The organism is Candidatus Tisiphia endosymbiont of Nemotelus uliginosus, assembly GCF_964264835.1.
In the GTDB taxonomy this organism is placed as follows: Bacteria; Pseudomonadota; Alphaproteobacteria; order Rickettsiales; family Rickettsiaceae; genus Tisiphia.
Map to the genome: position 1 here is coordinate 485,795 of NZ_OZ183485.1, position 25,376 is coordinate 511,170.

26 protein-coding genes and 2 pseudogenes are annotated in these 25,376 nt (G+C 33.0%); 14 read left to right on the top strand and 14 right to left on the bottom strand.

Going from position 1 to position 25,376, the window contains the following annotated elements:
* The first annotated feature begins 46 nt into the window (after positions 1 to 46).
* Both rpmH and rnpA read left to right on the top strand, forming a co-directional pair.
* A complete protein-coding gene (rpmH, locus tag ACFELV_RS02105) occupies positions 47 to 181 on the top strand; it encodes a 50S ribosomal protein L34 (RefSeq protein ID WP_341763627.1) in 135 nt (44 codons plus the stop codon).
* A 6-nt stretch (positions 182 to 187) separates the two neighbouring features.
* Entirely contained in the window at positions 188 to 592 is a 405-nt protein-coding gene (rnpA, locus tag ACFELV_RS02110) for a ribonuclease P protein component (protein WP_375326550.1), read from the top strand.
* 21 nt (positions 593 to 613) lie between these two features.
* Here the strand turns inward: rnpA and lpxC are convergent, their stop codons facing one another.
* Both lpxC and ACFELV_RS02120 read right to left on the bottom strand, forming a co-directional pair.
* The gene (gene lpxC / locus ACFELV_RS02115) at positions 614 to 1,471 is read right to left on the bottom strand and encodes a UDP-3-O-acyl-N-acetylglucosamine deacetylase (protein WP_375327489.1); all 858 of its coding nucleotides are present in this window, start codon (positions 1,469 to 1,471) and stop codon (positions 614 to 616) included.
* A 107-nt stretch (positions 1,472 to 1,578) separates the two neighbouring features.
* A complete protein-coding gene (locus tag ACFELV_RS02120) occupies positions 1,579 to 2,403 on the bottom strand; it encodes a pyruvate, water dikinase regulatory protein (RefSeq protein WP_375326551.1) in 825 nt (274 codons plus the stop codon).
* A gap of 393 nt (positions 2,404 to 2,796) precedes the next feature.
* Between ACFELV_RS02120 and hemE the strand changes: the two genes are divergently transcribed.
* The 3 genes from hemE to hemJ are packed head-to-tail and all read left to right on the top strand — an operon-like array spanning position 2,797 to position 5,330.
* Positions 2,797 to 3,825, top strand: coding sequence for a uroporphyrinogen decarboxylase (gene hemE / locus ACFELV_RS02125; RefSeq protein ID WP_375326552.1), 1,029 nt, complete (start codon positions 2,797 to 2,799; stop codon positions 3,823 to 3,825).
* Positions 3,794 to 4,885, top strand: coding sequence for a ferrochelatase (hemH, locus tag ACFELV_RS02130; protein WP_375326553.1), 1,092 nt, complete (start codon positions 3,794 to 3,796; stop codon positions 4,883 to 4,885). Before hemE ends, hemH begins: the two co-directional genes overlap by 32 nt.
* 7 nt (positions 4,886 to 4,892) lie before the next feature.
* A complete protein-coding gene (hemJ, locus tag ACFELV_RS02135; RefSeq protein WP_375326554.1) occupies positions 4,893 to 5,330 on the top strand; it encodes a protoporphyrinogen oxidase HemJ in 438 nt (145 codons plus the stop codon).
* A 109-nt stretch (positions 5,331 to 5,439) separates the two neighbouring features.
* On the opposite strand, the gene ACFELV_RS02140 is transcribed toward hemJ, so the two are convergent.
* The 3 genes from ACFELV_RS02140 to ACFELV_RS02150 all read right to left on the bottom strand — a co-directional run bounded on the left by ACFELV_RS02140 (position 5,440) and on the right by ACFELV_RS02150 (position 8,181).
* Positions 5,440 to 6,519 carry an IS4 family transposase gene (locus ACFELV_RS02140; RefSeq protein ID WP_375326208.1) on the bottom strand — a complete coding sequence of 360 codons (1,080 nt, stop codon included), beginning with the start codon at positions 6,517 to 6,519 and terminating at the stop codon, positions 5,440 to 5,442.
* 312 nt (positions 6,520 to 6,831) lie between these two features.
* Positions 6,832 to 7,467: a hypothetical protein gene (locus ACFELV_RS02145; protein ID WP_375326555.1), complete on the bottom strand. Its 636-nt coding sequence runs from the start codon at positions 7,465 to 7,467 to the stop codon at positions 6,832 to 6,834.
* Positions 7,468 to 7,473: 6 nt separating this feature from the next.
* Positions 7,474 to 8,181 (bottom strand): hypothetical protein, encoded by a 708-nt coding sequence (locus ACFELV_RS02150; protein WP_375326556.1) that lies wholly within the window; start codon positions 8,179 to 8,181, stop codon positions 7,474 to 7,476.
* A 251-nt stretch (positions 8,182 to 8,432) separates the two neighbouring features.
* On the opposite strand from ACFELV_RS02150, the gene ACFELV_RS02155 reads away from it, so the two are divergent.
* Positions 8,433 to 9,512, top strand: a complete 1,080-nt coding sequence (locus ACFELV_RS02155) for an IS4 family transposase (protein WP_375326208.1) — start codon at positions 8,433 to 8,435, stop codon at positions 9,510 to 9,512.
* Positions 9,513 to 9,522: 10 nt separating this feature from the next.
* On the opposite strand, the gene ACFELV_RS02160 is transcribed toward ACFELV_RS02155, so the two are convergent.
* Positions 9,523 to 9,786 carry a hypothetical protein gene (locus ACFELV_RS02160; protein WP_375326557.1) on the bottom strand — a complete coding sequence of 88 codons (264 nt, stop codon included), beginning with the start codon at positions 9,784 to 9,786 and terminating at the stop codon, positions 9,523 to 9,525.
* A 284-nt stretch (positions 9,787 to 10,070) separates the two neighbouring features.
* Positions 10,071 to 10,304, bottom strand: a complete 234-nt coding sequence (locus tag ACFELV_RS02165; protein WP_375326558.1) for a hypothetical protein — start codon at positions 10,302 to 10,304, stop codon at positions 10,071 to 10,073.
* 214 nt (positions 10,305 to 10,518) lie between these two features.
* Between ACFELV_RS02165 and ACFELV_RS02170 the strand changes: the two genes are divergently transcribed.
* Positions 10,519 to 10,908 (top strand): type II toxin-antitoxin system VapC family toxin, encoded by a 390-nt coding sequence (locus ACFELV_RS02170; RefSeq protein WP_375326559.1) that lies wholly within the window; start codon positions 10,519 to 10,521, stop codon positions 10,906 to 10,908.
* Between the two features lie 508 nt (positions 10,909 to 11,416).
* Here the strand turns inward: ACFELV_RS02170 and ACFELV_RS02175 are convergent.
* The 3 genes from ACFELV_RS02175 to ACFELV_RS02185 form a co-directional block, all read right to left on the bottom strand.
* Entirely contained in the window at positions 11,417 to 12,325 is a 909-nt protein-coding gene (locus ACFELV_RS02175; protein ID WP_375327490.1) for an IS110 family transposase, read from the bottom strand.
* A 492-nt stretch (positions 12,326 to 12,817) separates the two neighbouring features.
* Positions 12,818 to 15,046, bottom strand: a complete 2,229-nt coding sequence (locus tag ACFELV_RS02180) for an autotransporter outer membrane beta-barrel domain-containing protein (protein ID WP_375326560.1) — start codon at positions 15,044 to 15,046, stop codon at positions 12,818 to 12,820.
* Between the two features lie 59 nt (positions 15,047 to 15,105).
* Positions 15,106 to 15,990, bottom strand: a complete 885-nt coding sequence (locus ACFELV_RS02185; RefSeq protein ID WP_375326561.1) for a hypothetical protein — start codon at positions 15,988 to 15,990, stop codon at positions 15,106 to 15,108.
* Between the two features lie 263 nt (positions 15,991 to 16,253).
* Between ACFELV_RS02185 and ACFELV_RS02190 the strand changes: the two genes are divergently transcribed.
* Positions 16,254 to 16,493 (top strand): IS630 transposase-related protein, encoded by a 240-nt coding sequence (locus tag ACFELV_RS02190; protein WP_375326562.1) that lies wholly within the window; start codon positions 16,254 to 16,256, stop codon positions 16,491 to 16,493.
* On the opposite strand, the gene ACFELV_RS02195 is transcribed toward ACFELV_RS02190, so the two are convergent.
* Positions 16,434 to 16,970 (bottom strand): tetratricopeptide repeat protein, encoded by a 537-nt coding sequence (locus ACFELV_RS02195; protein ID WP_375326563.1) that lies wholly within the window; start codon positions 16,968 to 16,970, stop codon positions 16,434 to 16,436. The two genes, ACFELV_RS02190 and ACFELV_RS02195, sit on opposite strands and share 60 nt — an antisense overlap.
* A 343-nt stretch (positions 16,971 to 17,313) precedes the next feature.
* Between ACFELV_RS02195 and ACFELV_RS02200 the strand changes: the two genes are divergently transcribed.
* Positions 17,314 to 17,877, top strand: coding sequence for a hypothetical protein (locus ACFELV_RS02200; RefSeq protein ID WP_375326564.1), 564 nt, complete (start codon positions 17,314 to 17,316; stop codon positions 17,875 to 17,877).
* Here the strand turns inward: ACFELV_RS02200 and ACFELV_RS02205 are convergent.
* Positions 17,849 to 18,127: a hypothetical protein gene (locus ACFELV_RS02205; RefSeq protein WP_375326565.1), complete on the bottom strand. Its 279-nt coding sequence runs from the start codon at positions 18,125 to 18,127 to the stop codon at positions 17,849 to 17,851. The genes ACFELV_RS02200 and ACFELV_RS02205 overlap by 29 nt on opposite strands.
* Positions 18,117 to 19,064 (bottom strand): IS110 family transposase, encoded by a 948-nt coding sequence (locus ACFELV_RS02210; protein WP_375326566.1) that lies wholly within the window; start codon positions 19,062 to 19,064, stop codon positions 18,117 to 18,119. Before ACFELV_RS02210 ends, ACFELV_RS02205 begins: the two co-directional genes overlap by 11 nt.
* 225 nt (positions 19,065 to 19,289) lie before the next feature.
* Between ACFELV_RS02210 and ACFELV_RS02215 the strand changes: the two genes are divergently transcribed.
* From ACFELV_RS02215 to ACFELV_RS02225, 3 genes are all read left to right on the top strand, one after another.
* Positions 19,290 to 20,912, top strand: a complete 1,623-nt coding sequence (locus ACFELV_RS02215) for a hypothetical protein (RefSeq protein WP_375326567.1) — start codon at positions 19,290 to 19,292, stop codon at positions 20,910 to 20,912.
* A 41-nt stretch (positions 20,913 to 20,953) separates the two neighbouring features.
* Positions 20,954 to 21,322 (top strand): tetratricopeptide repeat protein, encoded by a 369-nt coding sequence (locus tag ACFELV_RS02220; RefSeq protein ID WP_375326568.1) that lies wholly within the window; start codon positions 20,954 to 20,956, stop codon positions 21,320 to 21,322.
* Positions 21,323 to 21,386: 64 nt separating this feature from the next.
* On the top strand, positions 21,387 to 21,851 hold the full coding sequence (locus ACFELV_RS02225) for a DUF1016 N-terminal domain-containing protein (protein WP_375326569.1): 465 nt from the start codon (positions 21,387 to 21,389) through the stop codon (positions 21,849 to 21,851).
* A 1-nt stretch (position 21,852) separates the two neighbouring features.
* Here ACFELV_RS02225 and ACFELV_RS02230 read toward each other — a convergent pair whose 3' ends face one another.
* Positions 21,853 to 22,941: an IS481 family transposase gene (locus tag ACFELV_RS02230; RefSeq protein ID WP_375326314.1), complete on the bottom strand. Its 1,089-nt coding sequence runs from the start codon at positions 22,939 to 22,941 to the stop codon at positions 21,853 to 21,855.
* 66 nt (positions 22,942 to 23,007) lie between these two features.
* Here ACFELV_RS02230 and ACFELV_RS02235 point away from each other — a divergent pair.
* Both ACFELV_RS02235 and ACFELV_RS02240 read left to right on the top strand, forming a co-directional pair.
* Positions 23,008 to 23,631, top strand: a pseudogene (locus ACFELV_RS02235) (PDDEXK nuclease domain-containing protein); the annotation flags it as partial.
* Positions 23,632 to 23,703: 72 nt separating this feature from the next.
* A pseudogene (locus tag ACFELV_RS02240) lies at positions 23,704 to 25,369 on the top strand (type IV secretion system DNA-binding domain-containing protein).
* The last annotated feature ends 7 nt before the right edge of the window (positions 25,370 to 25,376 follow it).

Sequence of the window (25,376 nt, forward strand, 5' to 3'; positions counted from 1 at the left end):
TCTTTTTATTATTTAGCAAAGCTTTTCAATCCACAAGAGTAAATTTATGAAACGTACATTTCAGCCGAGTAATTTAGTTAGAAAAAGAAGACACGGATTTAGAGCTAGAATGGCAACTGTTGGGGGCCGAGAAATATTAAGAAAACGCCGTGCTAAAGGTAGAAAAAGGCTATCAGCGTAAACAAGCTTGTTCATTACTTCTCTAAAAAATCAAAAAGAATTTGACTTAGTTAATAAAGCAGGAAAGAAATTTCACTGTTCTTATTTTATTGCTATTATTACAAAGGATTTTGCAAAAATTACCTATCATAATAAATTACCAGAACAAAATAATAATATTTTTTTTTGGGGGATGAAAGTAGGAAAGAAATTAAGCAAATCCGCAGTCACTCGTAATAAAATCAAAAGACGCATTAGACATTTGGTTAGACTACTAGTGAATGCTCCAGAACAAGATGGCAGTAACCACCCTCTGCAGAAAATAATAGAGAAGCATAATTGGGGAATGATCATCATCCCTCGCAAAGGTTTTGAAAAATTTTTATTTGCTAGCTTATTACAAGAGATGAAAAAGATATTTTCTAAATTATAGATTAACAGCCAAATCTGAAAGCTATACAGCACCAACCCATTGGTAAGAGCTGCTATCACTAAATATTCGCCGCAATAGCTCATTATTTAAAGAATGGCTGGTTTTATAACCATGAATGTTAGCGATCATATGGGCACCTGTAGTATATAAATCTCCAAAAAGGTCAAGAAGTTTATGGCGCACGAATTCATCTTGGTATCGTAATCCCTCGTGGTTCATTATAATATCTTGATCTATCCCTACAGCATTATCAAGAGAAGCTCCACGGGCTAACCCCTTACTCTTTAGATATTCAAGTTCATGAACAAAACCAAAAGTTCTAGCATCAGCAATGTTATTTTTAAATGATTCTTTTTCAGAAAAAACTAAATTTTGTTTTCCAATAGCTTTACTAGCAAAATCTATAGTCAAATCAACAATCATTCTATCAGAAGGACTACATATTAGCTCGCAATCCTTATGATTCACTCTAACTTCTTTCAAGATTTTCAAGTATTTTTTTGGCGCGTTTTGTAATAATTTACCAGCATATTCTATCATAAATATAAATGGCTTACTGCTCCCATCCATTATTGGTACTTCAGGACCATCAATTTCTACTATTAAATTGTCTATTCCACACCCCCAGAAGGCTGCCAATAAATGTTCTACGGTAGAAACAGATATTTTATGCTCGTTTTGTATAGTAGTAGATAAAGTTGTATCTGAAACATTAAAATAACCAGTTTGGATAGAATTTATCTCTGGAGATATATCATTTCTAATAAAAATAATTCCTGTATTTTTTTTCGCCGGTTTTAATGTTAACTGAATAATTCTGCCAGAATGGACCCCTACACCGTAACAACTTACTGAATTAAGTATAGTTAATTGCATAATCTCATTCTGTCCAATTTATAAAAACCTTGGTAATTTTAATTCCTTCAATATTAATATGCAAGTTACATTATGTTACAAAATATTTCATTATTCCCGAAACCAAATCTTTAATTTTTGGAATTATTCTTTTTCTGATCATAGTAATTTTTCATAATTAAAGCAGCTGTTTCTTCTATAGACTTTCTGGAAACATCGACCACTAGCCACCCTTTTTGTTCACAAATTAACCTTACCTGCATACATTCTTCTTGAACTATTCGATAATTGGTATAATTAGTAGCATCAGTTACTTGCAAAGAATTTAAGCGCGTTTCTCTTATTTCAATAAGCCTAGCGGGATTAATAATTAGCCCTACTACTAGCTGGCTCGTTATTTTGTCTAACAGCTCTAAAAATGGATGTCCATATATATATGGTATGTTTGCTGTCTTAAACCCATTATATGCTAAATACACTGATGTAGGAGTCTTAGAGGTTCGGGAGGGGCCAATTAAAACAATATCTGCTTCCTCTAACTCATTAAGCATTTGCCCATCATCATGCCTAAAAGTATAATCAATAGCATGAATTTTATCAAAATAACTCTCATCGAATTCCTGATCATATCCAAAATTTCCTTCTATTTCTACTCCTAGAAACACTGAGATTTCTTTTACTATTTTTCCTACCACAGAAATACAAGGTATTTTTAAATTATAGCAAAATTTACTTAGCTCTTTTCTTAGATCATTATTTGAAATAGTGTATAATACCAACCCTGGCTTACCCTTGATCTTATTTAAAACTTCTCTTAATAAGGTACTATTTCTTATCATTGGCCAATGGTACAATTTTGATTCAACTTTATTAAACTGTAATAAGGCAGTATTAGCTACATATTTAACTGTTTGGATTGAAGACTCAGAAACTAGGTGAATAATCAACTTTTTCATGGTTATTTGCAGCCTTTGTGGATAATTTTTTACTATTGTTAATTTTTATATGTTACAAATAATTAATAATTGCCTTGTAAGCCCTATAGTTAATACAGCTACGAAGCGACACGAACAATAATATAATTATGTGGATAATTTTGTGTGTAAATAACGAATAGCCGCGTATCTTTCCTGTTTTGGTATATTATTCACATAAATAGTGATTAGTTATCCACTTTCAAAACAATTTAAAAAATTATGTGAGTAATAATTATAGTCACTTAAATAATAAGAGATTTAAAAGATATATAAATGTTGATAATTATGTGTATATTCAAATAATCTACATATTATGTTCTTCTACATCAACCTAAAAAATAATATTATAATATTATCAATTATAGAAACCCCATGAATCAAATATTACAAACCTTTAAAAACAATAATATTAAGATTCCTATTTGGTTAATGCGACAAGCAGGTAGGCACTTACCTGAATACAGAAAAGTAAGAGATAACGTCACCAACTTTTTAGAACTATGCTACGATGTAGAAAAAGCAGTAGAAGTAACCCTACAACCGGTAAAAAGATATAACTTGGATGCCGCTATAATTTTTTCTGATATTTTAATATTACCTGATGCTTTAGGATGGAGAGTAACATTTGAACAAGGAGAAGGGCCAGTATTACAACAATTTAAAAAAGAAGATGATTTTAAATATTTTAAAGAGTTAAATAAAGAAAAATTAAATAAAATTTATGAAATAATTAGAAAAGTTAGAGGACAACTACTCCCTGATAAAACATTAATAGGTTTTACAGGAGCTCCTTGGACTGTAATGACTTATTTGCTAGAAGGGAGAGGTAAACAAAATTTTCAAACAACCAAAAACTTTATATATGAAAATAATAAATTAGCTCAAGAACTTGTAGACTTTATTACAAAAAAAACTATTATTCATTTAATTGGGCAAATAGAGGCCGGTGTTGATATAGTACAATTATTTGATTCCTGGGCAGGGATCCTTGCAGAGAAAGAATATGATCAATTCGTTATCCAACCTACTAAAAAAATTATCAGAACCTTAAAAGAAAAATTTCCTACTTTACCTATTATAGGGTTTCCACGCGGGTCAGGGTTTCTATACGAAAATTATATTAATAATACTGGAATAACTGCTATAGGAGTGGATCAATTCGTGCCAATTAGTGTAATGAAGAATTGGAGCAACAAAATAGTAGTTCAAGGAAATTTAGATCCTTTAATATTACTTACTAATAAAGAAATTATTGAAAAAAAGGTAAAAGAGTTAATTACCAATTTTCCAGAAAAGAATTTTATCTTTAATCTAGGGCATGGTATTTTACCAAATACGCCAGTTGAAAATGTTGAGTTTTTAGTTAATTGTGTTAGAGAGTTCAAATACGAAAATAGTTAAAAGGAAAATAGCAATTGTCTTGCTAAATTTAGGGGGGCCTAGTAGTTTAAGTGAAGTTAAGCAGTTTTTATTTAATTTATTTTACGATAAAGCTATTATTAATCTTCCTAATCCATTAAGGTTTATTATCGCGAAATTATTCTCAATCATTAGAGAAAAAAAGTCACAGCACTTATATTCTTTAATAGGGAATAAATCCCCGATTTTACAAGAAACGGAGCTTCAAAAACTTGCTATTACTACCCAATTAAAACAAATATTAAATGAAGATTTTAAGGTTTTTATAGCAATGCGCTATGCTTTTCCTGGCTCAAAGGAGGTAGTAAAGCATATAGATAAATATGATCCTTCAGAAATAATATTACTACCTTTATATCCTCAGTTTTCTACTACTACTACTAAATCTTCAGTTGAAGATTTTATGGCTTCCCTATCTACAATTAAACTTACTCATATTCCAGTAAAAACTATTTGTTGTTACCCGGTAGATAATGATTTTATTGCTTCTCATTGTTCAATATTAAAACAATCAATAAAATGCCTAAAAAATAAAGAAAATTATCGAGTTTTATTTTCAGCTCATAGTCTTCCCGAGAAAATAATAGAATTAGGAGACCCTTATCAATGGCAAGTTGAAAAAACAGTGGAAAAAATATTATTTCAGGTTAATATAGATAATTTAGACTATAAAATAGTTTATCAAAGTAAAATCGGTCCAGTAAAGTGGCTAGGACCGAGTACAGAAGATGAAATAGAGAAGGCAGGAAAAGAAAATAAAGCATTAATAATAGTACCTATAGCGTTTGTATCAGAACATGTAGAAACGTTGGTAGAATTAGATATAGAATATATTAATATTGCTAATAAATATGGAATTGAATATATTAGGGTCCCTGCTCTTGGGATAAATAAATTATTTATTGATAGTTTAACTAAAATAATATTAGGCTTAGTTAAACAACCAGCAAGTAAAAATATAAATAATTTAATAGTCAGTTCAATTAATAAAAAAATCTGTCCCTCTCGTTTCACTATGTGTTTATGTAATTATAAAAATTAGGTACAATATGGCTAGTTACTACTTATGGTTTAAAGCCTTCCATGTCATATCAGTAATTTGTTGGATGGTAGGGTTATTATATTTACCAAGATTATATGCTTATCACGCTAAAACGACAGTAGGCAGTGAAAGCGATAAAACTTTTCAGTTAATGGAAAGCAGATTGCTTAGGATCATTATGAACCCGGCGATGATTATTACTTATATATTAGGTCTAACAAATGCTTATATATATGGACTAGTCGCTTTAGGAACATGGTTTCATATAAAGATGACGGCAGTTCTAGGGCTTACAGTTTTTCATGGATTACTAGCTAGATGGAGAAAAAACTTTATTAACGGAAAAAATCGTCATACAGAAAGGTTTTTTCGTACTGTGAATGAAGTACCAACAGTATTTATGATATTAGCAGTCATTATGGTTGTTGTTAAACCTTTTGATTAAGCTAAAGACGAGGTGGAGGAAAATTAAGCTGTTTTAACTAATTAGGAACTCTTGCATTGGGCTAATTAACCATGTAAAAAAACTTATTAATTTTCATAGTACCCCACACTTATTGTTGAAGTTGAAAGGCATGCATAATGTGTTTTCGTAGTAATGAAAACAACATAGCAGGGGTATCACTTAACGAGTTATAAAAATAATCTTTTATCCAATCAAATCCGTAAGTAAATAATGAGTATAATTTACGACCATGTTTTTTGATCTTTATAGGATAAATTTTGTTCTTAATGTCACCAGCAAGCACGCAAATAGCTAAGGATAAAGATACTATTGCAAATAGTTTTTCCAGCTTTTTTTGATCTGTAATGTGGGTATCTTCAATATTAAATCCAGATGACTTGAGAGACAGAAAAGGTCGCTCAATGCTCCACCTCTGCTTATATGCTAGCAAAGCACATTCACCAATAAGCACATTACTAGCAATAAATAGTTGCTCTCTTTCTAATTGCAAACAAGTTATTTTAATTGCCATACCATTGTAAATTTTGCTTTCTATAGTTTTAGTGTCACCCATTTGCATATCGGCAAAACATTTATTCAACTTCATCTTGCCACCGTTGAAATGCTTGACCTTCTCACTTTTTCTTAGCCTGATAGCAAAAGGTAATTTTTGGATTCCACCCATATATTGCAACCATTCCTCACCAACAAATTCCCGATCGGCAAGGATAAGCTCTATCATTTCCTTAGGTATAATTGTTAAAATTTGCTCAATCAATTTCTTTCTTTCATTAGTAGAAGAGTTGCCTTTTTTATCAAGTAACAACCATGCTATAGGAATTGAAATATTACCATAAACGATAGTTGCAACAAAAAAATTCAAATTTTTAATACCAAATTGCCAGCTGGTTCTATCTATGGCAAGGCTAATTTTACCTGTTAGACAGAGCAATTTAACAATAATTTTCCCTAAACTTATAAAGCACATATTTTGTTCTAAAAGCAAACGCTCAACTTTAACAATCTTGGCATGCAAATTGCCTTTAGAAGCGACATACAGTGCTAATTCTTTGATTCTCACAGTTTTAGCTTTTACTACTGCACAAATTAATTCTGCAAATGTTTTAATTCGTGCTGGGTGCCAATCTAAAAATATGTATAATATTTGGTATAGTGATTGAGAGTCCATTAATACCTCCTGTTGCTTGTTTCTCAGCGGAGATTAGTGACTCTCAGTCACTTATTCAATTTATTATTTTAACCCTCCTGTAAAATCTGTGGGGTACTATGAATACTTTATTATAGTATTTAGCTCTATAAAAATGAGTGGCAAAATTACTTATAATATTAGAAAAATTGTGTGATTATAGACATAGTTACAACTAAACTGTCTGGTCAATTCCTAACTAATGACATTGTATAATTGGCCAATGGATCTTGCAATAATATAAATCAAAAAGAATTTTACTCTCGGTTTTGAAGAGTCTCAAGAGATATCTGATTATTCGGAATGAGTACTAGAGTGAAAGGATACCTCTCCCCCTATCGTAGGCTCATACTGGGAAATATTTGAACTACCACATTCTATAACAGAAGGAGCCTTTTGGTTATAAGCCAAAGACGCTAATGTATCTTTTTGTTTCTCAGCTTGCTCTATCGGTTCTTCTATAGATAATTGATCTAAATCTTTGTTCGTAAATTTTTCTTCTAATTTTTCTTGATATTGCATCTTATACCTCTCAATTATACTTGCTAGAGTAGAAGTTTTTTCTGCAATCTCTTTTCTATTACTATCATCCACTGGACAAAGACAATTTTCTATTGCTGTTTCCAATTGCCATACTATTTCTTTATGTATGTCGGTCATTCTTTGTGGTGTATCACTTGCTTCCATACGTTTATTAATGCCTGATAGCAATTCTTCAAAATGATGTGTCCGCATCAAACCTAACGGAGTATAACCCCCTTCATTTTTTTTGACAAAATCACTCCCATACCTAATTAATAATTCTACTACCTTGCATTGTTCATCCTGATTTACCTTATTCTCCTTTTGTTCTCCTGGAGTATTCTTGCTGAACATTAAAATATTACCCTTACCCGCTTCATTAGCTTTACTGCCTCCGTCAACTACCATCTTAATTTATCTTTTTGCTTCTTGCGGGCAACGTGCTGAAGTTACGAGTTGAATATCTGGCACAAGTAATGCCACATGTAGGGCAGTATCACCAATTATATTTGGAGTATTGATATTATCACCCTGGTCAATATACTCTTGTAGTTTTATATAATCCCCCTTTCTTGCTGCCTCATGCAACCGAGTATCTCCTGTTTCCAGAACTAGGTCTATCATTTTATTACTTGTATTTTGCTCACAAAATCCTAAATTGTCTGATTTTTTACCTATAATATTCATTTTTATCGTTGCATTAGGTGGAAGATATTGAGCAGAGATTGATAACCCTACCCTATCTAAAACAGGATATCCTGTTTCCTTAATAATTTTTTTCATGTCATCTCTAGACATAGCTGGCTTATATAAACTTGCATATTCAAAAGCTTTATTCAGGTCGTCAATATTATTAATAGAAAATTTGCAAAGTACTTTGACTACATTAGTATAGTCTTTTAACATTGCTTGCATTAACAATGCATCTTTAGGGTTAGGAGCAAAGCTGTTAAGCTTAACCTTAGCTACTTTCAATACTTGTGCTATCTCAGTACAACTTCTACCATGTTCCCTCATATTTTCAATAGAGTTTTTTAACAGATTAAGAGTAATTTCCTCTGCTTTCATTAATGAGGTTAGAGGACCAAGAATATCCGGATGCCACATCATTTGATTTTTCATATTTATTTATCTTTTGATAGTTAACTTAGTTTTATCACATTTGCAAGTGTAAGTTGAGCTATCTTCACAAACCTGAAGATTTATATATTAGTCCATGATTTTATAGTATCAGCATCAAATGTTTTAAAAAAATAAGGAGTTATATTAATTCATAGTACCCCACAGATTTTACAGGAGGGTTAAAATAATAAATTGAATAAGTGACTGAGAGTCACTAATCTCCGCTGAGAAACAAGCAACAGGAGGTATTAATGGACTCTCAATCACTATACCAAATATTATACATATTTTTAGATTGGCACCCAGCACGAATTAAAACATTTGCAGAATTAATTTGTGCAGTAGTAAAAGCTAAAACTGTGAGAATCAAAGAATTAGCACTGTATGTCGCTTCTAAAGGCAATTTGCATGCCAAGATTGTTAAAGTTGAGCGTTTGCTTTTAGAACAAAATATGTGCTTTATAAGTTTAGGGAAAATTATTGTTAAATTGCTCTGTCTAACAGGTAAAATTAGCCTTGCCATAGATAGAACCAGCTGGCAATTTGGTATTAAAAATTTGAATTTTTTTGTTGCAACTATCGTTTATGGTAATATTTCAATTCCTATAGCATGGTTGTTACTTGATAAAAAAGGCAACTCTTCTACTAATGAAAGAAAGAAATTGATTGAGCAAATTTTAACAATTATACCTAAGGAAATGATAGAGCTTATCCTTGCCGATCGGGAATTTGTTGGTGAGGAATGGTTGCAATATATGGGTGGAATCCAAAAATTACCTTTTGCTATCAGGCTAAGAAAAAGTGAGAAGGTCAAGCATTTCAACGGTGGCAAGATGAAGTTGAATAAATGTTTTGCCGATATGCAAATGGGTGACACTAAAACTATAGAAAGCAAAATTTACAATGGTATGGCAATTAAAATAACTTGTTTGCAATTAGAAAGAGAGCAACTATTTATTGCTAGTAATGTGCTTATTGGTGAATGTGCTTTGCTAGCATATAAGCAGAGGTGGAGCATTGAGCGACCTTTTCTGTCTCTCAAGTCATCTGGATTTAATATTGAAGATACCCACATTACAGATCAAAAAAAGCTGGAAAAACTATTTGCAATAGTATCTTTATCCTTAGCTATTTGCGTGCTTGCTGGTGACATTAAGAACAAAATTTATCCTATAAAGATCAAAAAACATGGTCGTAAATTATACTCATTATTTACTTACGGATTTGATTGGATAAAAGATTATTTTTATAACTCGTTAAGTGATACCCCTGCTATGTTGTTTTCATTACTACGAAAACACATTATGCATGCCTTTCAACTTCAACAATAAGTGTGGGGTACTATGATAAAATTTTAGCTCTAGTATCATCAAGATTAAATGCTTTACACTCTGCTAACATCTCTAATAATGCTCCAAATACCTCAAAGCCCCCACCTTCTTGCCAAACGTATAAATATTGCTCCCATAAAGTTCTATCCGATATCGGTATACCATTTAATGTCTGTAGCCGAGATAGTCTGTAAAATGGTACACCATGAGTTCTCTGCAATATTATCAAGCTCTTACTACTGTTAGTCCATTTCTCTATATTGTTCTTCTTCATTACTGTGCGGCCACAGCCATTACACCTGTATACTTTTTTGATATATCGATCTACCTCTATAGGACTACTACCTGTAAATTGTAATAGCTTCCTATCTTCGCTATTGTATAACTTACCTTTATTATAGTAAGGGCATTCGTCTCCACTACAGAAATGTTCAGGATCTAAATAAGTAATGTTAGCATCCTTATAATCTTCAAAGGAATATTTTCCTTGCCAATTATCACGATTATTCTTCTTGCTATAACCTCCGCCTGCATTACCAGATTCATTTGGCGGTTCTTTTACTGAATCTGGAGAAGCTTTTTTATCTTATCAGACTTAAAACCTAGCAACATTTCCTGGAGCTTCTTAACGCTAATATTTGACGATTTTAGTTTCTCTTTTAAATCATCATACAAATTTAACAGCTCAATTATGACTTGCTTATCATCTTCATTTAAGGAGGATTCCTTTATATGATCTACAAGCGCTTCTTTTTCTTGCAAAGTTAATGTCACTACCTTTGACTTTTGCATGTTGGTAACTTAATTATTTTAGTAAATTAATTATAACACTAAGTAATATGTATGCTGTAATCAAGTAAAATTTTACTCTTAAACTTTAAAACCTAATAATGGATAACATTATTACCAGTTAACCTAATATACCACCAAACCTAAAGCAAATTTTTTACAATACCATATTTAAAAAGAAAAGTTACACAGATTTACTGGAAGCATACGATGGATTATGATCAATAAGATTGTACTTGATGCATCTGCTTTACTCGCTCTTATTCAAGAAGAACCTGGAACTGAAATAATAAAACCGTTATTAAGCCATTCGGTAATGTCAGCAGTAAATGTTGCTGAAACTTTAACTGCTTTACAGCGTATTGGCATTTTAACTGAAGAAGCTTCAACTTTGATTGCCGAAATTATTACAAATATTATTCCTTTTGATTTTGAACAAGCTAAGCTTGCAGCTGAATTACAAAATCATGCAAAACACAAAGGTCTATCATTAGAAGATCGCTCATGTATTGCTTTAGGTCTTCAGTTGCAAGCTCCTATATATACTGCTGATAGGGTTTGGGCAGAACTACAATTAAAAAATACCAATATTAACTTAATTCGCTGATTGTGATCTCTATATAAATGACCTTTGATAAAATTATTGCTCTCTAGTCCTTAGATTCAACAATTCTTCCACGTTATACTCAATTAACCTCTCTAGTGTCCAGTTGGTTGAACTAGAGGATAAAAAGCTATAGAGTTAACTCCTTATTTAGGAGTTAACTAAACTTTTAGTAGAAAATTACTGTGAATTTTAGAGAATTTTCAGGACATGCTACATTAACTTAGGTGGTAAAAATATGAACCAGACACTGGGAAATTAACCTGAAGAGTTGGCAAAATGGTTAAAAATTATGATTTGGAATTGGTCAGTTATAAGAATGCGTAATTTATATTTGTACTTATCAATATTACCAAAAAATCTATCTATAGCTTCTGAAAATTGAGCAAAATTATGGTAAAATTTATTATTTGTCACTACCCAAATCATTTAGATACCGTCTTGAGTGTCAACAAATTTTTAAGAATTTTATAAAAATTTATTGTTAAATTTTTATAAAATTATCTGTATTTTAAACAATTTTTTCATTAAAGGAATTTTTATTTTTAAGTACCCCGTAAATAATATGTAACAACTTACGCATAGCAGCTATCACTATAACCATTTTGGGTTTTCCTAAACCACTTAAGCGCTGTGCAAATTCTTTAACAATTGGATTAAATTTAAGAGAAACTATAGCAGGCATATAAAAAGCTTTACGCAAATCTGAGCAACCTGTTTTTGATATTCTACTAGCTCCCCGTACTGAAGTACCAGATTGACGCTGTTTTGGGTTGAGACCAATAAAGGCTACTACTTGTTTTACAGAATCAAAATTCTCTATATTAGATAAGAAAGCAAGCACTACTGCTATTGTTTTTTCTCCTACTCCTGGGATTGAAGCAAGAAGAGCACCCTTATCATCCAGCTCTTTATGGTTTTTGATATGATGGCTAACTAGTTGTTCTATTTCTTTGATCTGTTCATTCAAAAATTTAATATGAGCTTGAACATTTACAGTAACTATATCAGATGATGCTTCTAACCTATTAGTTTCTTGATTTTTGATAGAGATTAAATCATCTAAACGGTTTACCAATTGTTGTAATTCGTGGATATGAGAAGGTAGTGGTTGCCAGAGATCAGGCTTCATTGCTATACAAAATTGGGCTATTAATTCACTATCTACTTTATCAGTTTTAACACGGCAAAGTTTGCTCATGGCAAAACCTTTGATACGAGCAGGGTTTACTATACTAACTTTAATTTTATTATCATAGAGATATTGAGCTAACTTTAATCCGTAAGAGCCAGTAGCTTCCATACAAGCATGAGCAGTATTAATTTCTTTAGTTTTTAGCCATTGTATTAATCCACTAAAGCCTTTTGGATTATTATCAAATTTTTTAGTTTTAATTTTGTTATTAATTGACAATGCTATAGCTTAGATCAGTAGGATACAAACAAGGTAACATACAGAAGCATAATAGATATGCGCACTTGGAGATACATGTAGTGTCAGCACCTTAACGATTTATGCCATACATCAAATGTTTGTTTAGAAATATCTATACCTAAAATTATGCTGTCCATAAAATACTATTATGTTTATAATTAATGAAATACTCAAAGATCAACCTTGTAAATACAGGTTCATTGATATAAACTTCAAGACCTAAGACACCGTCCGATCTCCATTGAGTACGAGAAGGCTAGTTACTTATCTAAACGACAGGATCTTTGTCCTAAGGCTATACACAGTATATCTAGCCTTCTTACTTAAGTCCCCTTAAGTATCTTATAGTTTCTCACTAAAGACAATATTCAAGATACAAGGCTATATTTAATTTTATATCTTACAAAAGATTATCTTCTTTCAATTTGACATAGTTATTTGAACACTCTCGTAATTCTTGCAAGACGAGTATACAGCTTAAAAATTTACTTTAATTTTCATACTACCCTGATGGCTAATATATCTCTTAGCAAGCGTAGTATTATATTTGATACCATATTCTATGGGTTGATTATGACACTTAAACATGATGCCAGCTCCAACATTGTAAAATATCTTTGGTTGCTTAAATGCTTTAGTTGGTAACGACTCATCTATACCATCCATTCTTGCCTCAATATTTGGAGATTTACCTTTAATATTATAGTGAATATTGCCATGTAATTCTGGAATTATTAGCATTTGGTCAGTAGGGATGAGTGTGGACACTCTTATTCCTACTAACCCTTCAAACTTATAATCAGACTTGACCTTGATCTTCAAATTCTGATAACTAGTATCACTTTCATGATAGATAGCATCTCTAAATTTGATATAACTTAATCCGATAATAGGAGTAATTATTACTTTTTTATCGTCAAAATAATTATAACCCGCCACTAATTGTCCACTATAAGCCCTTGCTGTATATTTCCCAATAGCATGCTCCATATTACTTAATGTTTTACGGTTTTCATTAATTTTTACCTTACTCCAACCATAAGAGAGTACTCCTTCTAAAAAACAATTAGTTCTCCAAAATTGTACACCATATAATGACACTATATTAGTTTGAACCTTAGCTTTATCGCCTATTTTAATACCTTGATATTTTAGGTTAGTAGTAAGGTGGCTATAAGCAACACCAAACACAAGATTATCATTTATGGAGTAATCACCTCCCAATGTGCCACCTTGCATGTTTAACTTATAGCCATTGCTTCCATGATGCTGTTTTTGGGTAGCTCTAGCGGCAAAAGGAGCAATCCAAAAACCAGGTGTTTTCTTTGTTTCATCATCATTACCTGCACTAACTACTGCATGATTCGCAATAGTCTGAAGTTCTAACATTCGTTGGTCCGCTGGCTGATGCATACCCTTCAATGATTCCCACATTGCAGTGCTAGGCGGGATATTACGAGTAATAAGCCTATCTGCTGCTTCCCTACTATCCGCTGTGGCAGTCTCTTTATTAAACAGGCCTAAGCTATTTTTAAACCTAGCTGCATCACTTACTCTATTAGTAACTTGAGTTAGCTGAACAGCAAATTTTTGTTGCTCTTCATTCTGATTCAATTCCTGGCTAATAAGCTCATTAGCGCTGTTTTGGGGAATCAAAGTACTCTTGTGAGTAGAATTTGCTGCTATATCGCCAAAATAACTTGCACCTATTGTGCGACTTATACCAGCATTAGTACCACCTGCTCCTTCTTCACTACTAGGCGCATCAGCTGAAATGCTAGCATTGTCACCAGTGCTACTTAACTCGTCATGCATATTACCAGCATTTAAATGATTAGTGTCATCGTTAATCCGAGCTAAGCGTCTTACTTGACCCCTGGCGTTGCCCCAACTGATAGCTCCTTCAGCAAAGCCTCTTGCATTACTGCCAACATCAACAAAGCTACCAGCACTATCATGAGAATCAGGTCTTACATCACCAACAACCACAAAACTGTCAGCACTACCACCAGTGTCAGACCTTGCCTTACCACCAACATCAACAAAGCTACCAGCACTATTACCATGATTAGCACCAAGTAGTGTAGAAGGCTCAGCAGGTCCTGGTGGTAGAAGCGGTGATGGTGGCGTCTCGGGTGCTGGTGCTTTAAGTATTGTACTAGCAGCAGTTAAAGTGAGATTTTTATTATTCGAAACCATTGAACCTATCCAATTGATAAAACGATTATTGTCTTCTATTGTTAGCTTATAATCCTGTGTTGGAGCAATAATAACAGCATCATTTATCGCTGACACTAAGCTATATTCAATTTTTTGTGGAAGATTATTAATATCCGATGTAATGGAAGTGTTAATTAGTAGTTCTGCTCCACTGAGATCAAATTTACCAGAAGTAATTTGTATATTACCGCCTTCATTGGTATTGGCATTATATTCATTATTAATTTGCAAAGTACCAGTAAATTTTGCTTCTCCTGCATAGTTAAGCTTTTTATTGCTTAAATTTATAACAAAATTCTCAGCAGATAGATTACCTGTGGTAGTAATGTTGTTTATTAACTCTATTTTACTACCAGGCCGTATGTTCCATTGATCACAACTTATATTTTTACCGAGGTAAACACCAGCAGCTTTATTAGTTATATTTACAGTTTTAGCAAAAACTGGTACTTCAAGATATACAGGTTGATTACCAGTAATCCACAATTCTTTAAAGCGATAGGTTGGTGTTCCAAGAGTTATACGTGCTTTCCGAGCTTGTAACTTTAATAAGGTATTATATTAATAGCATTTAATTCAATAACTCCATAATTATTATAGTTAGGCATTATACGAGAATATAAATTTATTATCCGATTCTTACCATTATCATTTTTTAGTCTTAATGTTGAATATTCATGATTAAAGTTTAAGGTAGGGGATGTATAGGTATCACCTATTTCATATAATAAGGTAAGCATTGCTGGCTGGTCACGTTTTCCAATGTCTATTTCATTAAAATTAGTTCCTTTGCCATTGACGAAATCCGTAAATACTTCTAATTTTTTTATACGTTTTGCTTCTGTAGCTCTATAACAATTTCCTTTCCATTCAATTTCCCCTCTATTGAGAGAATCTACCCTCAGGGTAATATCAGGTGAAATATCCCCTAATCCAGAGTAATTATTTAAACCAGTATTGACATCTAAAGCTGTTCCCTGAGTTCCTGTCAGTATAAAAGTTATATCAGTACTCTCATCTTTTTCATATCCAGGAGGAGATCCTAATAGACGTAGAGTTGCTGCCTCAGGTTTAGGTGGCGTTACGATCGAACCAAGCCTTACTACTTTTATACTAGATCCTACAGCTAGCATCGGGATTTGTGTATTATCGCACTCAATACTCATAGCTTGTATTTGGGTATCATCCCTATCAACAATCATATTAGTAGAAGTTCTATATTTATTCTGTTTGACCTTTATAATAGACCCATTCTCAAAAGACCCGCCAGGATCAAATCCTTTGCCAGTCGAAAAATATATATACTCATCTGCCCAATCACCAGTATATCTCAGCCTTACAGCACTGAGCGCATTATAATTGTCTATCAACAACACGGCAATGAAAGCAAGGGTTAATAAATTTTTATGAGATTTACATGTTTGTATCATAAAGATTTTCCTATTGTTTCCACTTAACCTTTATTAAATTACTAACGCTTTAACTTCCGTTCGTTCAGGTCTTTAATTATGGATATTTTAAGAAATTTTACTTTACTTAAAAGATTGCTTACATTATCAATTGTACCATTTAATTTAAAAAACTCTAAGATTTATTAATTATTTTATAATAATTATAATTAAATATTCATATATTCATAATGTATATACAACAATACAGCTAATCACTAATAAATCGGCTATAATAATGGGATATGACATATTCAATAGATTTTCGTCGAAAAATATTTTCGATTAAGCAAAAAGAAGGTTTAAGCTTTGAGCAAACGGCCAAACGTTTTAGCATAGGGAAAACAACATTAGTTCGTTGGACAAAGAAACTTGATCCTGAACTAACCCGTAATAACCCTGCGACTAAAATAAATATGGAAACATTAAGAAATGATGTTGCCGAATATCCTGATATTTATTTGTTCTTTTTCATATATCTCTAATAAATTTTTAGGTTGTTTTGGTGTATCTTCTAAAGAATCTAAGTGCCCCAATATTTTAATGAGGTCTTTATAACAATTTTCCAGTGCATAGTCACATTTTGTCCTATCAGAAGCTTTTTCAATAGTTTTTTCTAATTTACTTACCGCTATAAGAAACTCACCTAAATGTTGATAACAGTCTGCACTTTGCATCTCTGCCCAAACGGCTAAATAACCATCTTGCCAAGAAGCAGGAATATTTTCCTTGGCGTTTGAAAATGATTCTAAAGCCTGTTGATAATTACCGTCCTTTAGTAATTCCTTCCCATGCCAACACCACTGTTTTGCTTGTTGATATTTTCTTTGCTCTTCTTCCGTTAAAGGAGGTGCTAAAGCAGTCATTTGTTGAACATAATTCGGGAAGCTGGAAGGTAAGTTCGCGAACTGCTCTAATATGCCTGCTAAATTGTTGGCAGCTGGTTGCTCCTGTATTTTCATGATCTCAATTACATAATTTTGCTATCCCTAAAGAAATCTTAACATTTTTTAGAAATATAGGGTATTATATATTAATAAATATAAAGGTTTTCACAAAACATAATTAGATAATTGATGTTATGTTAACATAGATTAAAGCAGTGAGAATTATTAGCAGTCATGAAGCTAATGTTTATATGTCACCAGTAGAAGATTAGCCAATGAGATAATAATTAAAATAATTTAAACTTTAATATAGCGGTTATATCGGTTAAGCGTTAATAATCTGGCCAATTAAACTACGGACTTGCCTTTTATTCAATTAACATCATTTGGTGTAATGTAACTTACTATAATTAATTATATGTCAAATTCAGAATCAAACATTACTATAGAAGAGTATAATCAGGCCAAGGCAGCTTATCACAATTTAAAAGCATATAAGTCAAATGTAGAGGCGGTAATTGAAAGAGAAAAAGCCGATCGTGGTGATGAGTATAGAACAAGCGATAAAGATTTAGGAGAATCTCATAGTACAGCTTTGCTAGGTTATAAAGCTTTGATTGAAGGATATATCGCTAGTACTCCTGAAGCGCTAGATCCTAAGTTAGCTGATATGTTATATCCTATTGCGATGATGGCTGACCAAGATAATGTATTATACAGAGATAGAGATTTTAATAAGCAAGCAAGTATATTGGTACAAGATATAGAAGATCCTAACAAGAGCAATACTACTTATATAAGGTATACAAATACGTTAGACCAGGAAAGTAGTCACGCTAATATTATAAAATATTCAAAAGAAGATAATATATATTACCGTACTATTTATAATGCTGGTTTTAAGGTTAATACAGATAATGAAAAATTAGATAAAGTTAAAGCTGTGATTTTATCTACTGTAAGAAATCTCTATAGTTTTTGAGGGTGTCTACGTATTTTTTATTTGGTGAATCAGCAAAAGCAACTACCATTTTGTAAGCATGATCGTAAGCTAAATTATCCTCGGGGGTATTATTTTTTTCTATATGATCTGCTATGAATTTACAAACTTTAAATATTTTATGAAATTCCTTTCGTGTCCACTGATCATCAGAGTTACAAAGCTGATGTTCATCGTTCTTATTATCAAAGATATTATCAATTTTTTTCTCATCTACCGTCTTAGGAGTCAAGAAAAAAAGTATTATGTTTAAGCATAGAATTTAAACAGACAATAATCTTCCTCATAACAGCAACAAGAGCAATTTTAGGAGCTTTACCAGCGTTAAGTAATTTATTATAAAAAACTTGCATAATTTTATTATAGCGAGTTGCAACCAAAGCTGCCATATAAAGAGCTTGACGTACAACAAATCTACCCCCGGTAATGTGAGCTTTATAGACTTTCTTACCACTTTCGACTGTTTTAGGAGCAAGACCTACAAGAGAGGAAATCTCTTTATTACTAAGTTTGCCTAATTCTGGAAGCTCAATTAATAGCACTCTGGCTATTTTCTTGCCTACCCCTTTATAACTAGTAATAATTTCCTGCTTCTTACTTAAATTGTCATCTTGAGTAATCAGAGCCTCAATATCCTTGCTAATCTGTTCTAGCTGCTTATCCACAAAATTTATCTGTTTCTTTAAATAGGATAAAGCTTTGCCTTGAAGTTGGTGTAAACGATTTTTGTTAGCTTGTACACTAGCTTGTAAATCAAACTCCACGGCTTTGAGTGCTTTTAATTCTTCTTGTAAATCTGATAATATCTCATCTCCTTGCTGAGTATCTGATATAAAAACTGCATATTGTTCAAGTAACACTGCATCTAATTTGTCAGTCTTAGCAAAATGTCCTTTAGCTTTAGCAAAGGCATATACCTTATTTGGATGCGCTCTATGAACTTTGACTTCGGCGTTTTGTAAAAGTTTCATGACAAGCTTTTCATAACCGCCAGTAGATTCTAAAACACAAAGTTTAATAGTAATATTGGCTTGTACAAGATTTAATTGTATAAAATTTGATATTGCTCTTATATTATTTTTAATTTTGTAATGGGTGGAATTATAATAAATGTCCAAAGTATCTTTTGAAACATCTATTCCCATAAAAATATTGTGCTTGGTGCTCATATAGTTTACCTTGAATTTATGAAGTGATTGCTACAGGATTGTAATTCGATCTTTGATTGATCAGGCTACCGTTCGTATTTCACTTTGTTTATATAAATTAGGAGTGTACTTAAGATAAGCACGGTTTTTATAAACCAATCCATTGTTCAGTATCACTCCTAACCTTATTGAGGCACTTTCCTTCCTCTTCTCCAAGATACAATCCATTGTTTAGGGATGATAAGCTTGGCTGGAAAATCTATTTCTCTTGGAGCAGTAGGCCTCAATATCCTATCACACGGTAGTTTCTCTGAAATGTTACTACACACTTACTCTACCTTCCAAATGCTAGCCGCCTCGGTACCAATGCTGTCTTGGGCAGTATTAAAGGCGTGTGCTCATGCTACTACAACGCTGGCCAGCCAATTCTCACCAATTGCAGTGGCAAGTAACTTAGGAACAAATATTGCAGATAATAACCTAAGCCTTGACAACTATAATATCGGCAATCGTACCATCGCGCAGCAAAATCTAACCCCATCGCTGCAAATGGGAGCTGGAATAATTGACGATGGAGGTATGAGAGTTACTAATACTGATAGCGGCAAACAATTTATCACTGAGTCTGTTGATTCTTTAGTTACTAATTTTCGATCTTCACAACTTTGGTCAGATAGCCTGCAGAATCAATTTATGACGGCCCAAAGTAAAATGGGATCCTTGACTAATAGATCAAGTATACTTAATTCCCAAGAACAAAGACACTCAGAGAGTCTAGCCTTAAAATGGGCCCAAAGCGACTCAATGATTCAAGGTTTTTCATTTAGTGAAAATCAAGCAATCAAAGAATCTATTTTACAAGGACAATCTCTTAATGAAAATTATGGTAGTAGTGAGAGGAAAGAAACCACTACTAATACAAACGCAAGTTTAGGGCTAAAAACAGGGGTTTTTGGTGGTAATATTGGAGTAAATGCTAATAATAGTGAAGGCGTGCGTCATGATAAATTAGTAACTCAACAAAAAGCCTATAATGATGCTTTAGAAAAAGTAAAATCGGCCCAAAAAGATGGCAGGATCAGTAATAGTAGTGATGAGGTTAGATCAGTGGGTCAAGATTTAAGCAGTACCTGGCATGAACAACAAACAGTCGGCAGAGAAATATCTAAAACACAACAAACCATGCAGCAATTATCCAACCAAAGAAACTATGTGGAGAGTAACTCTGCTACTATTGATCACAACATGAATGAACCGGTATTACAGGCAATTATTGCTAAAAATATCCCTGGAATAGTTACTAAAGAACAAGCTGCTAGATGGGCACGTGCTCACAGCCATGAAGCTATGCAAACAGCCCAAGAAGTAATAGAAGTCGCTAATCCATTGCCTCAAACTAATTGGGGGGATAGTCAGACTCAAGCTAAGGCACTACAAACCATTGACTCTACTATTAACAATACACCAATAGAAACACAAAATGACTTAAAAACTAACTATCTAGAATCAAATAATAGATTACAAGAACAAGCTATGGTTACAGATAGCACAGGTGCACAAAAACTATTAACAGAATCAGTAAAATCTGATTTAAATAAAGGCAAAAAATTGTATAGTCAAAATGTAGATGAAATACTTGATATTCAATTATCCGGAGAAGAAAGAGCAAGAACTGTAGGTCTTGGAGGTATGACTTTGGATATAAAGGATGGGGGTAGCGAATTAAAAGAGCAATTTGATCAAACCAGTAGCTCAACAATTATTAGAACTGCAGGACAAATAGCAGATAATATTGGTTTAAGTACAGATGCTATAAAACGGAGAAATATTACTTTACCATCAAGCAACAAACAAGATAATGAAAATTAATACTTAAATCAATACAAAAAAACAGATAAAGATTCATTTATATGAGTACCATAACAAAGTTAGTTGCCACTATTCTATCATTGTTATTATTTAATACCGCTATTGCAAATGCAGAAGAGTTCTTAGATAAAAAGGTTAACAATAAACCTGAAGTATGGCACGAAGATCTTAAGGATGATGATGTAACTAGTAACTTTAAGATGCATTCAGCAAAAGAATATTATGACAAAGGGACAGTTTTTGCAAAATTAAAAAAATACAATGAAGCTATAGAAAATTTTAATCTAGCAATTAAATATAAACCTGATCTTGCTGAAAGCTATCAGGAAAAAGGTAAAGTATTGCAAAAACTGGGAAAAGTAGCAGAAGCTACAGAATTACTCAATAAAGCTAAATTATTACAAAAATGATAATTTGTTGCTCTATTGCCTTGGTTAAAGTTTATTAGTTTTATGAACCTATAGTTAAAGTATCATGGATAAAAATATCATTAGCCTAGAATATAAAGAATTTTTAGAACAATTGAAAGAACTGGTATCTACAAGCCGTTATCAAGCAGCACGGTCTGTTAATAAAGAGCTAATAATTTTATATCACTATATCGGTAGCGAAATTCTAAAGCGCCAACAACAACATGGCTGGGGTGCTAAAGTCATTGATAAACTGAGCCGTGACCTAAGATCTGCCTTTCCTGAGATGAAAGGATTTAGCACTCGGAATCTTAAATATATGAGACAATTTGCTGAGGAATATCCAGATTCTGCATTTGTGCAAGAGGTGCTTGCACAATTAACGTGGTACCATAATATTACCCTACTAGATAAGCTAACAGATAAAGAAATTCGTTTTTTTTATGTAAAACACTCTATTACATATGGGTGGTCAAGGAATATAATGATTATGTGTAGAAGTCAAGATTTGATCTTACAGACCCCATAAATTAACTTATTAGATTGTCAGATAAATTTTGACTGTCAGATAAGTGTTCAAGATACAAGATCTCATTATTTTTTTCAAACGCTAATTTTTTACTATCTTTAAAGGTTTGCATAGGCGTTTTACCATAACAATACTTACCAGAATGAGGACGTTCGTTATTATAATAACGTAACCAGGTATCAAGATCTTTTTGCAATTCAAAAAGTGAATTGTAAATCTTTTTACGCATTGCAGTATCATAAAACTCATTTTTCATGGTTTTATGAAACCTCTCACATATCCCGTTAGTTTGAGGGGAATATGCTTTTGTAACGGTGTGTTCTATTCCTTCAATACTTAAAAACAATTCAAAGGCATGATGTTCTATATTTCCTTTATATTCAGTACCACGATCAGTTAATATACGTAGTATAGGAATACCTTGTTCTTCGTACCAAGGTAGAACTCTATCATTTAACATATCAGCAGAGGTTATAGCTGTTTTGTCTGTGTATAATTTGGCATCCGTCACCCTGGAATAGCTATCGATAAAAGTTTGACCATAAACCTTACCTATTCCTTTAAAGTTGCCAACATAGTAAACATCTTGACAACCAAGATAGCCTGGATGTTCTGTCTCTATTTCCCCATGTGCCTCTTTAAGATTCTTACGATTCTCCAAGACACGTAATTGAGCTTCCGTAAGTATAATGCCATCCTGAGCCATTTTAGTTTCTAAAGCTACTAGCCGTTTCTTAAGATTATTGAGATCGTTCCTAAGCCAGATAGATCTAATGCCGCCGGGAGATACTAAAATCCCATCTTTTTTTAATTCGTTCGATACACGAAGTTGACCATAAGCGGGGTACTCTATTGCCATGTCTAATACCGCTTTCTCTACAATAGGATCAACTCTATTAGCCAATATGGGTTTCTTACGGCTTATTTCATACAAGGCTTCATCGCCACCATTCTCATATAATTCCTTGAATCTATAATAACTATCTCTGCTATACCCCATTGTCTTACATGCACTAGATACATTTCCTAAGCTTTTTGCTAGTTCAAGTAATCCTATTTTTGGTCTTATTATTTTCTGATTTAAATTCATTTTAATCTCCATTTAATAATTTGTTTATTTTACTAAATGTAAGATTAAATCTCAACTACTTCAGATATGCAAATTGAACTAGCTTTGCATAAGCGTCAAGGGCAGGCTGTAACCAATTTTAAAAATAAGCTACCATCTCCGCATTCAGATTTGGCTCATTATACTATAAAAGATCCATATATTTTTGATTTTCTCAGCATAGGTGAAGAGGCGCATGAGAGAGAAGTTGAGAGGGCACTAGTTTATCATATGGAGAAATTTCTCCTTGAATTGGGTGCTGGCTTTGCTTTTGTAGGTAGACAATATCATTTAGTAGTAGGGGATCAGGATTTTTATATAGATCTTCTATTTTATCATTTAAAGTTACGTTGTTTTATAGTTTTGGAGCTAAAAGACAAAGATTTTAAGCCTGAACATGCCGGTAAAATGAACTTTTATCTTTCTGCTGTGGATGATCTTATAAAACATGAAAGTGATCAACCTTCCATAGGACTTATTTTATGTAAATCTAAAAACAATGTGCTGGCTGAATATGCTTTGCGTGACATGACTAAGCCAATTGGGCTTGCTGAATATAGATTAACAGAAAATCTGCCAGAGAATATCAAGACCGCTCTACCAACGATTGAAGAATTGGAAGCAGAATTGGCAAAAGATTTTAGTGATGATGAAGATAACCAAGGTAAATAATAAATTCTTGTGAACCAGCAAACCCAAAACAGCTTCACACGTGGATCTCAGGTTGTAGCGCATCAGTTTCGAATGTTTGGGCAGGGGAGCAGCAATGTCTTTGTGGTTGGGTTGTTGGTAGCTTTACTGTGGTTAATATGGCGAATATTGCAGAAATTATATTTAGCTAGTTTATATTATTTTATCATTGAACGCTACGTACAATTAAAACTAATTATAGGTGAGCATTTTTACTCTATTAAGCAGATAGGTATCAGGTTTTATTATCTTGAGCAACAAGATTGGGTTTACCGGCATGCCGAAGAATTTATCTATAAATTTTGGTATGACACAAATCATGGGGTAAGGATTTATAAGTTTGGCCAATTTTTACTGCATACAGCTTGGTTGGAAACACTTATAGTTTTTGCCTTAGGGACAGTAGTAGCAGTAATATTTTGTTCTGCTCGTGGGAAAAAATCAATGGTGGCAAGTAAAATTAGGGGTATGGATTTTGTAGAATCTAAGGTGCTTGCTAAAATGTTGCAAAAAGCTAAAAAAGCTTCAAATATCAAGTTTGCTGGACTGCCTCTAGTAAAGGGCAGTGAAAGACAGCATCTTCTTCTTACCGGCACTACTGGCACTGGTAAAACTAATATGTTGAACGAGCTGTTGCCTCAGATTAGACGACAGAAAGAGCGTGCCATTATTGTGGATTTAACTGGTAGTTTTGTTAATAGGTTTTTTGATCCGAAAATAGATAAATTACTTAATCCTTTTGCAGAAAACAGTCAACATTGGCTTCCATGGAATGATTGCCAGGCAATTTCTGATTATGATGATATCGCTAGTAGTTTTAGCAGCTATAACTTTAAAGTAGATGATTTCTTTGCAAAAAATGCTGAGTTAGTATTATCTGAAAGTTTGCAGCTATATCAGGATAGCAAAGATATTGAAAAACTGGTTAATATGATCATTTATTCAGATAATAAAGCATTCTCTAAAATATTTAAAAATACCGCAGTGGCTGGTATTGTTAGTAGCAGTGCCCCTGAAACTTCAGCTGGCATTCAGGCTACTGTTGGGAAAAATATTGCAGCTTTAAAACACCTGCAACCAGATGGTGATTTCAGCATTAGGCGATGGTTCACCAATCAGCTCGAGACTGGCTGGTTATTTATAACAGCTACCCAATCAAAGAGTTACCCTGCGTCCTCTAATTTCAGCTTGGCTCAGCATTGCTATTAAAGCTCTAATGGATCGGCCTACTCACACAAATAATAACAACATGTGGTTTATTATCGACGAACTACCAGCTTTGCAGAAAATACCGTCTCTGCCAACCGCTTTGGCTGAGAGCCGAAAATATGGTGGCTGCTTTGTTGCGGGCATGCAAAACATCTACCAGCTAGAAGAAATTTACGGTCTATCTGGCTCTGCTTCAATGTTAGACTTGTTTAACAGCAAATTCATCTTTCGGGTCAGTGATCAACAAACCGCCCACAGATCCGCACTTATGCTCGGTGAGCAAGAAACTTTAGAAACTCAAGAAAGCCTATCCTACGGCTCCAACACCATGCGCGATGGAGTAAATATTAATAATATCGAACGCAAAAAACTATTAGTCATGCCATCCGAAATCATGACCTTACCAGACCTGGCCTGCTACGTAAAACTTGCTGGTAATTTTCCCATTACTAAGTTACAGATGAGGCTGCAAACTCACGAAGGTAGAGTTTCTCATTTTACCAATTTGTAAGCTATTT

Excerpts from the sequence above, each read along its gene's own strand:
- rpmH (WP_341763627.1), top strand. The coding sequence starts at position 47 with ATGAAACGTACATTTCAGCCGAGTAATTTAGTTAGAAAAAGAAGACAC.
- ACFELV_RS02120 (WP_375326551.1), bottom strand. The coding sequence starts at position 2,403 with ATGAAAAAGTTGATTATTCACCTAGTTTCTGAGTCTTCAATCCAAACA.
- hemE (WP_375326552.1), top strand. The coding sequence starts at position 2,797 with ATGAATCAAATATTACAAACCTTTAAAAACAATAATATTAAGATTCCT.
- hemJ (WP_375326554.1), top strand. The coding sequence starts at position 4,893 with ATGGCTAGTTACTACTTATGGTTTAAAGCCTTCCATGTCATATCAGTA.
- ACFELV_RS02140 (WP_375326208.1), bottom strand. The coding sequence starts at position 6,519 with ATGGACTCTCAATCACTATACCAAATATTATACATATTTTTAGATTGG.
- ACFELV_RS02145 (WP_375326555.1), bottom strand. The coding sequence starts at position 7,467 with ATGGTAGTTGACGGAGGCAGTAAAGCTAATGAAGCGGGTAAGGGTAAT.
- ACFELV_RS02150 (WP_375326556.1), bottom strand. The coding sequence starts at position 8,181 with ATGAAAAATCAAATGATGTGGCATCCGGATATTCTTGGTCCTCTAACC.
- ACFELV_RS02155 (WP_375326208.1), top strand. The coding sequence starts at position 8,433 with ATGGACTCTCAATCACTATACCAAATATTATACATATTTTTAGATTGG.
- ACFELV_RS02160 (WP_375326557.1), bottom strand. The coding sequence starts at position 9,786 with ATGAAGAAGAACAATATAGAGAAATGGACTAACAGTAGTAAGAGCTTG.
- ACFELV_RS02165 (WP_375326558.1), bottom strand. The coding sequence starts at position 10,304 with ATGCAAAAGTCAAAGGTAGTGACATTAACTTTGCAAGAAAAAGAAGCG.
- ACFELV_RS02170 (WP_375326559.1), top strand. The coding sequence starts at position 10,519 with ATGATCAATAAGATTGTACTTGATGCATCTGCTTTACTCGCTCTTATT.
- ACFELV_RS02185 (WP_375326561.1), bottom strand. The coding sequence starts at position 15,990 with ATGATACAAACATGTAAATCTCATAAAAATTTATTAACCCTTGCTTTC.
- ACFELV_RS02190 (WP_375326562.1), top strand. The coding sequence starts at position 16,254 with ATGACATATTCAATAGATTTTCGTCGAAAAATATTTTCGATTAAGCAA.
- ACFELV_RS02195 (WP_375326563.1), bottom strand. The coding sequence starts at position 16,970 with ATGAAAATACAGGAGCAACCAGCTGCCAACAATTTAGCAGGCATATTA.
- ACFELV_RS02200 (WP_375326564.1), top strand. The coding sequence starts at position 17,314 with ATGTCAAATTCAGAATCAAACATTACTATAGAAGAGTATAATCAGGCC.
- ACFELV_RS02210 (WP_375326566.1), bottom strand. The coding sequence starts at position 19,064 with ATGAGCACCAAGCACAATATTTTTATGGGAATAGATGTTTCAAAAGAT.
- ACFELV_RS02220 (WP_375326568.1), top strand. The coding sequence starts at position 20,954 with ATGAGTACCATAACAAAGTTAGTTGCCACTATTCTATCATTGTTATTA.
- ACFELV_RS02225 (WP_375326569.1), top strand. The coding sequence starts at position 21,387 with ATGGATAAAAATATCATTAGCCTAGAATATAAAGAATTTTTAGAACAA.
- ACFELV_RS02230 (WP_375326314.1), bottom strand. The coding sequence starts at position 22,941 with ATGAATTTAAATCAGAAAATAATAAGACCAAAAATAGGATTACTTGAA.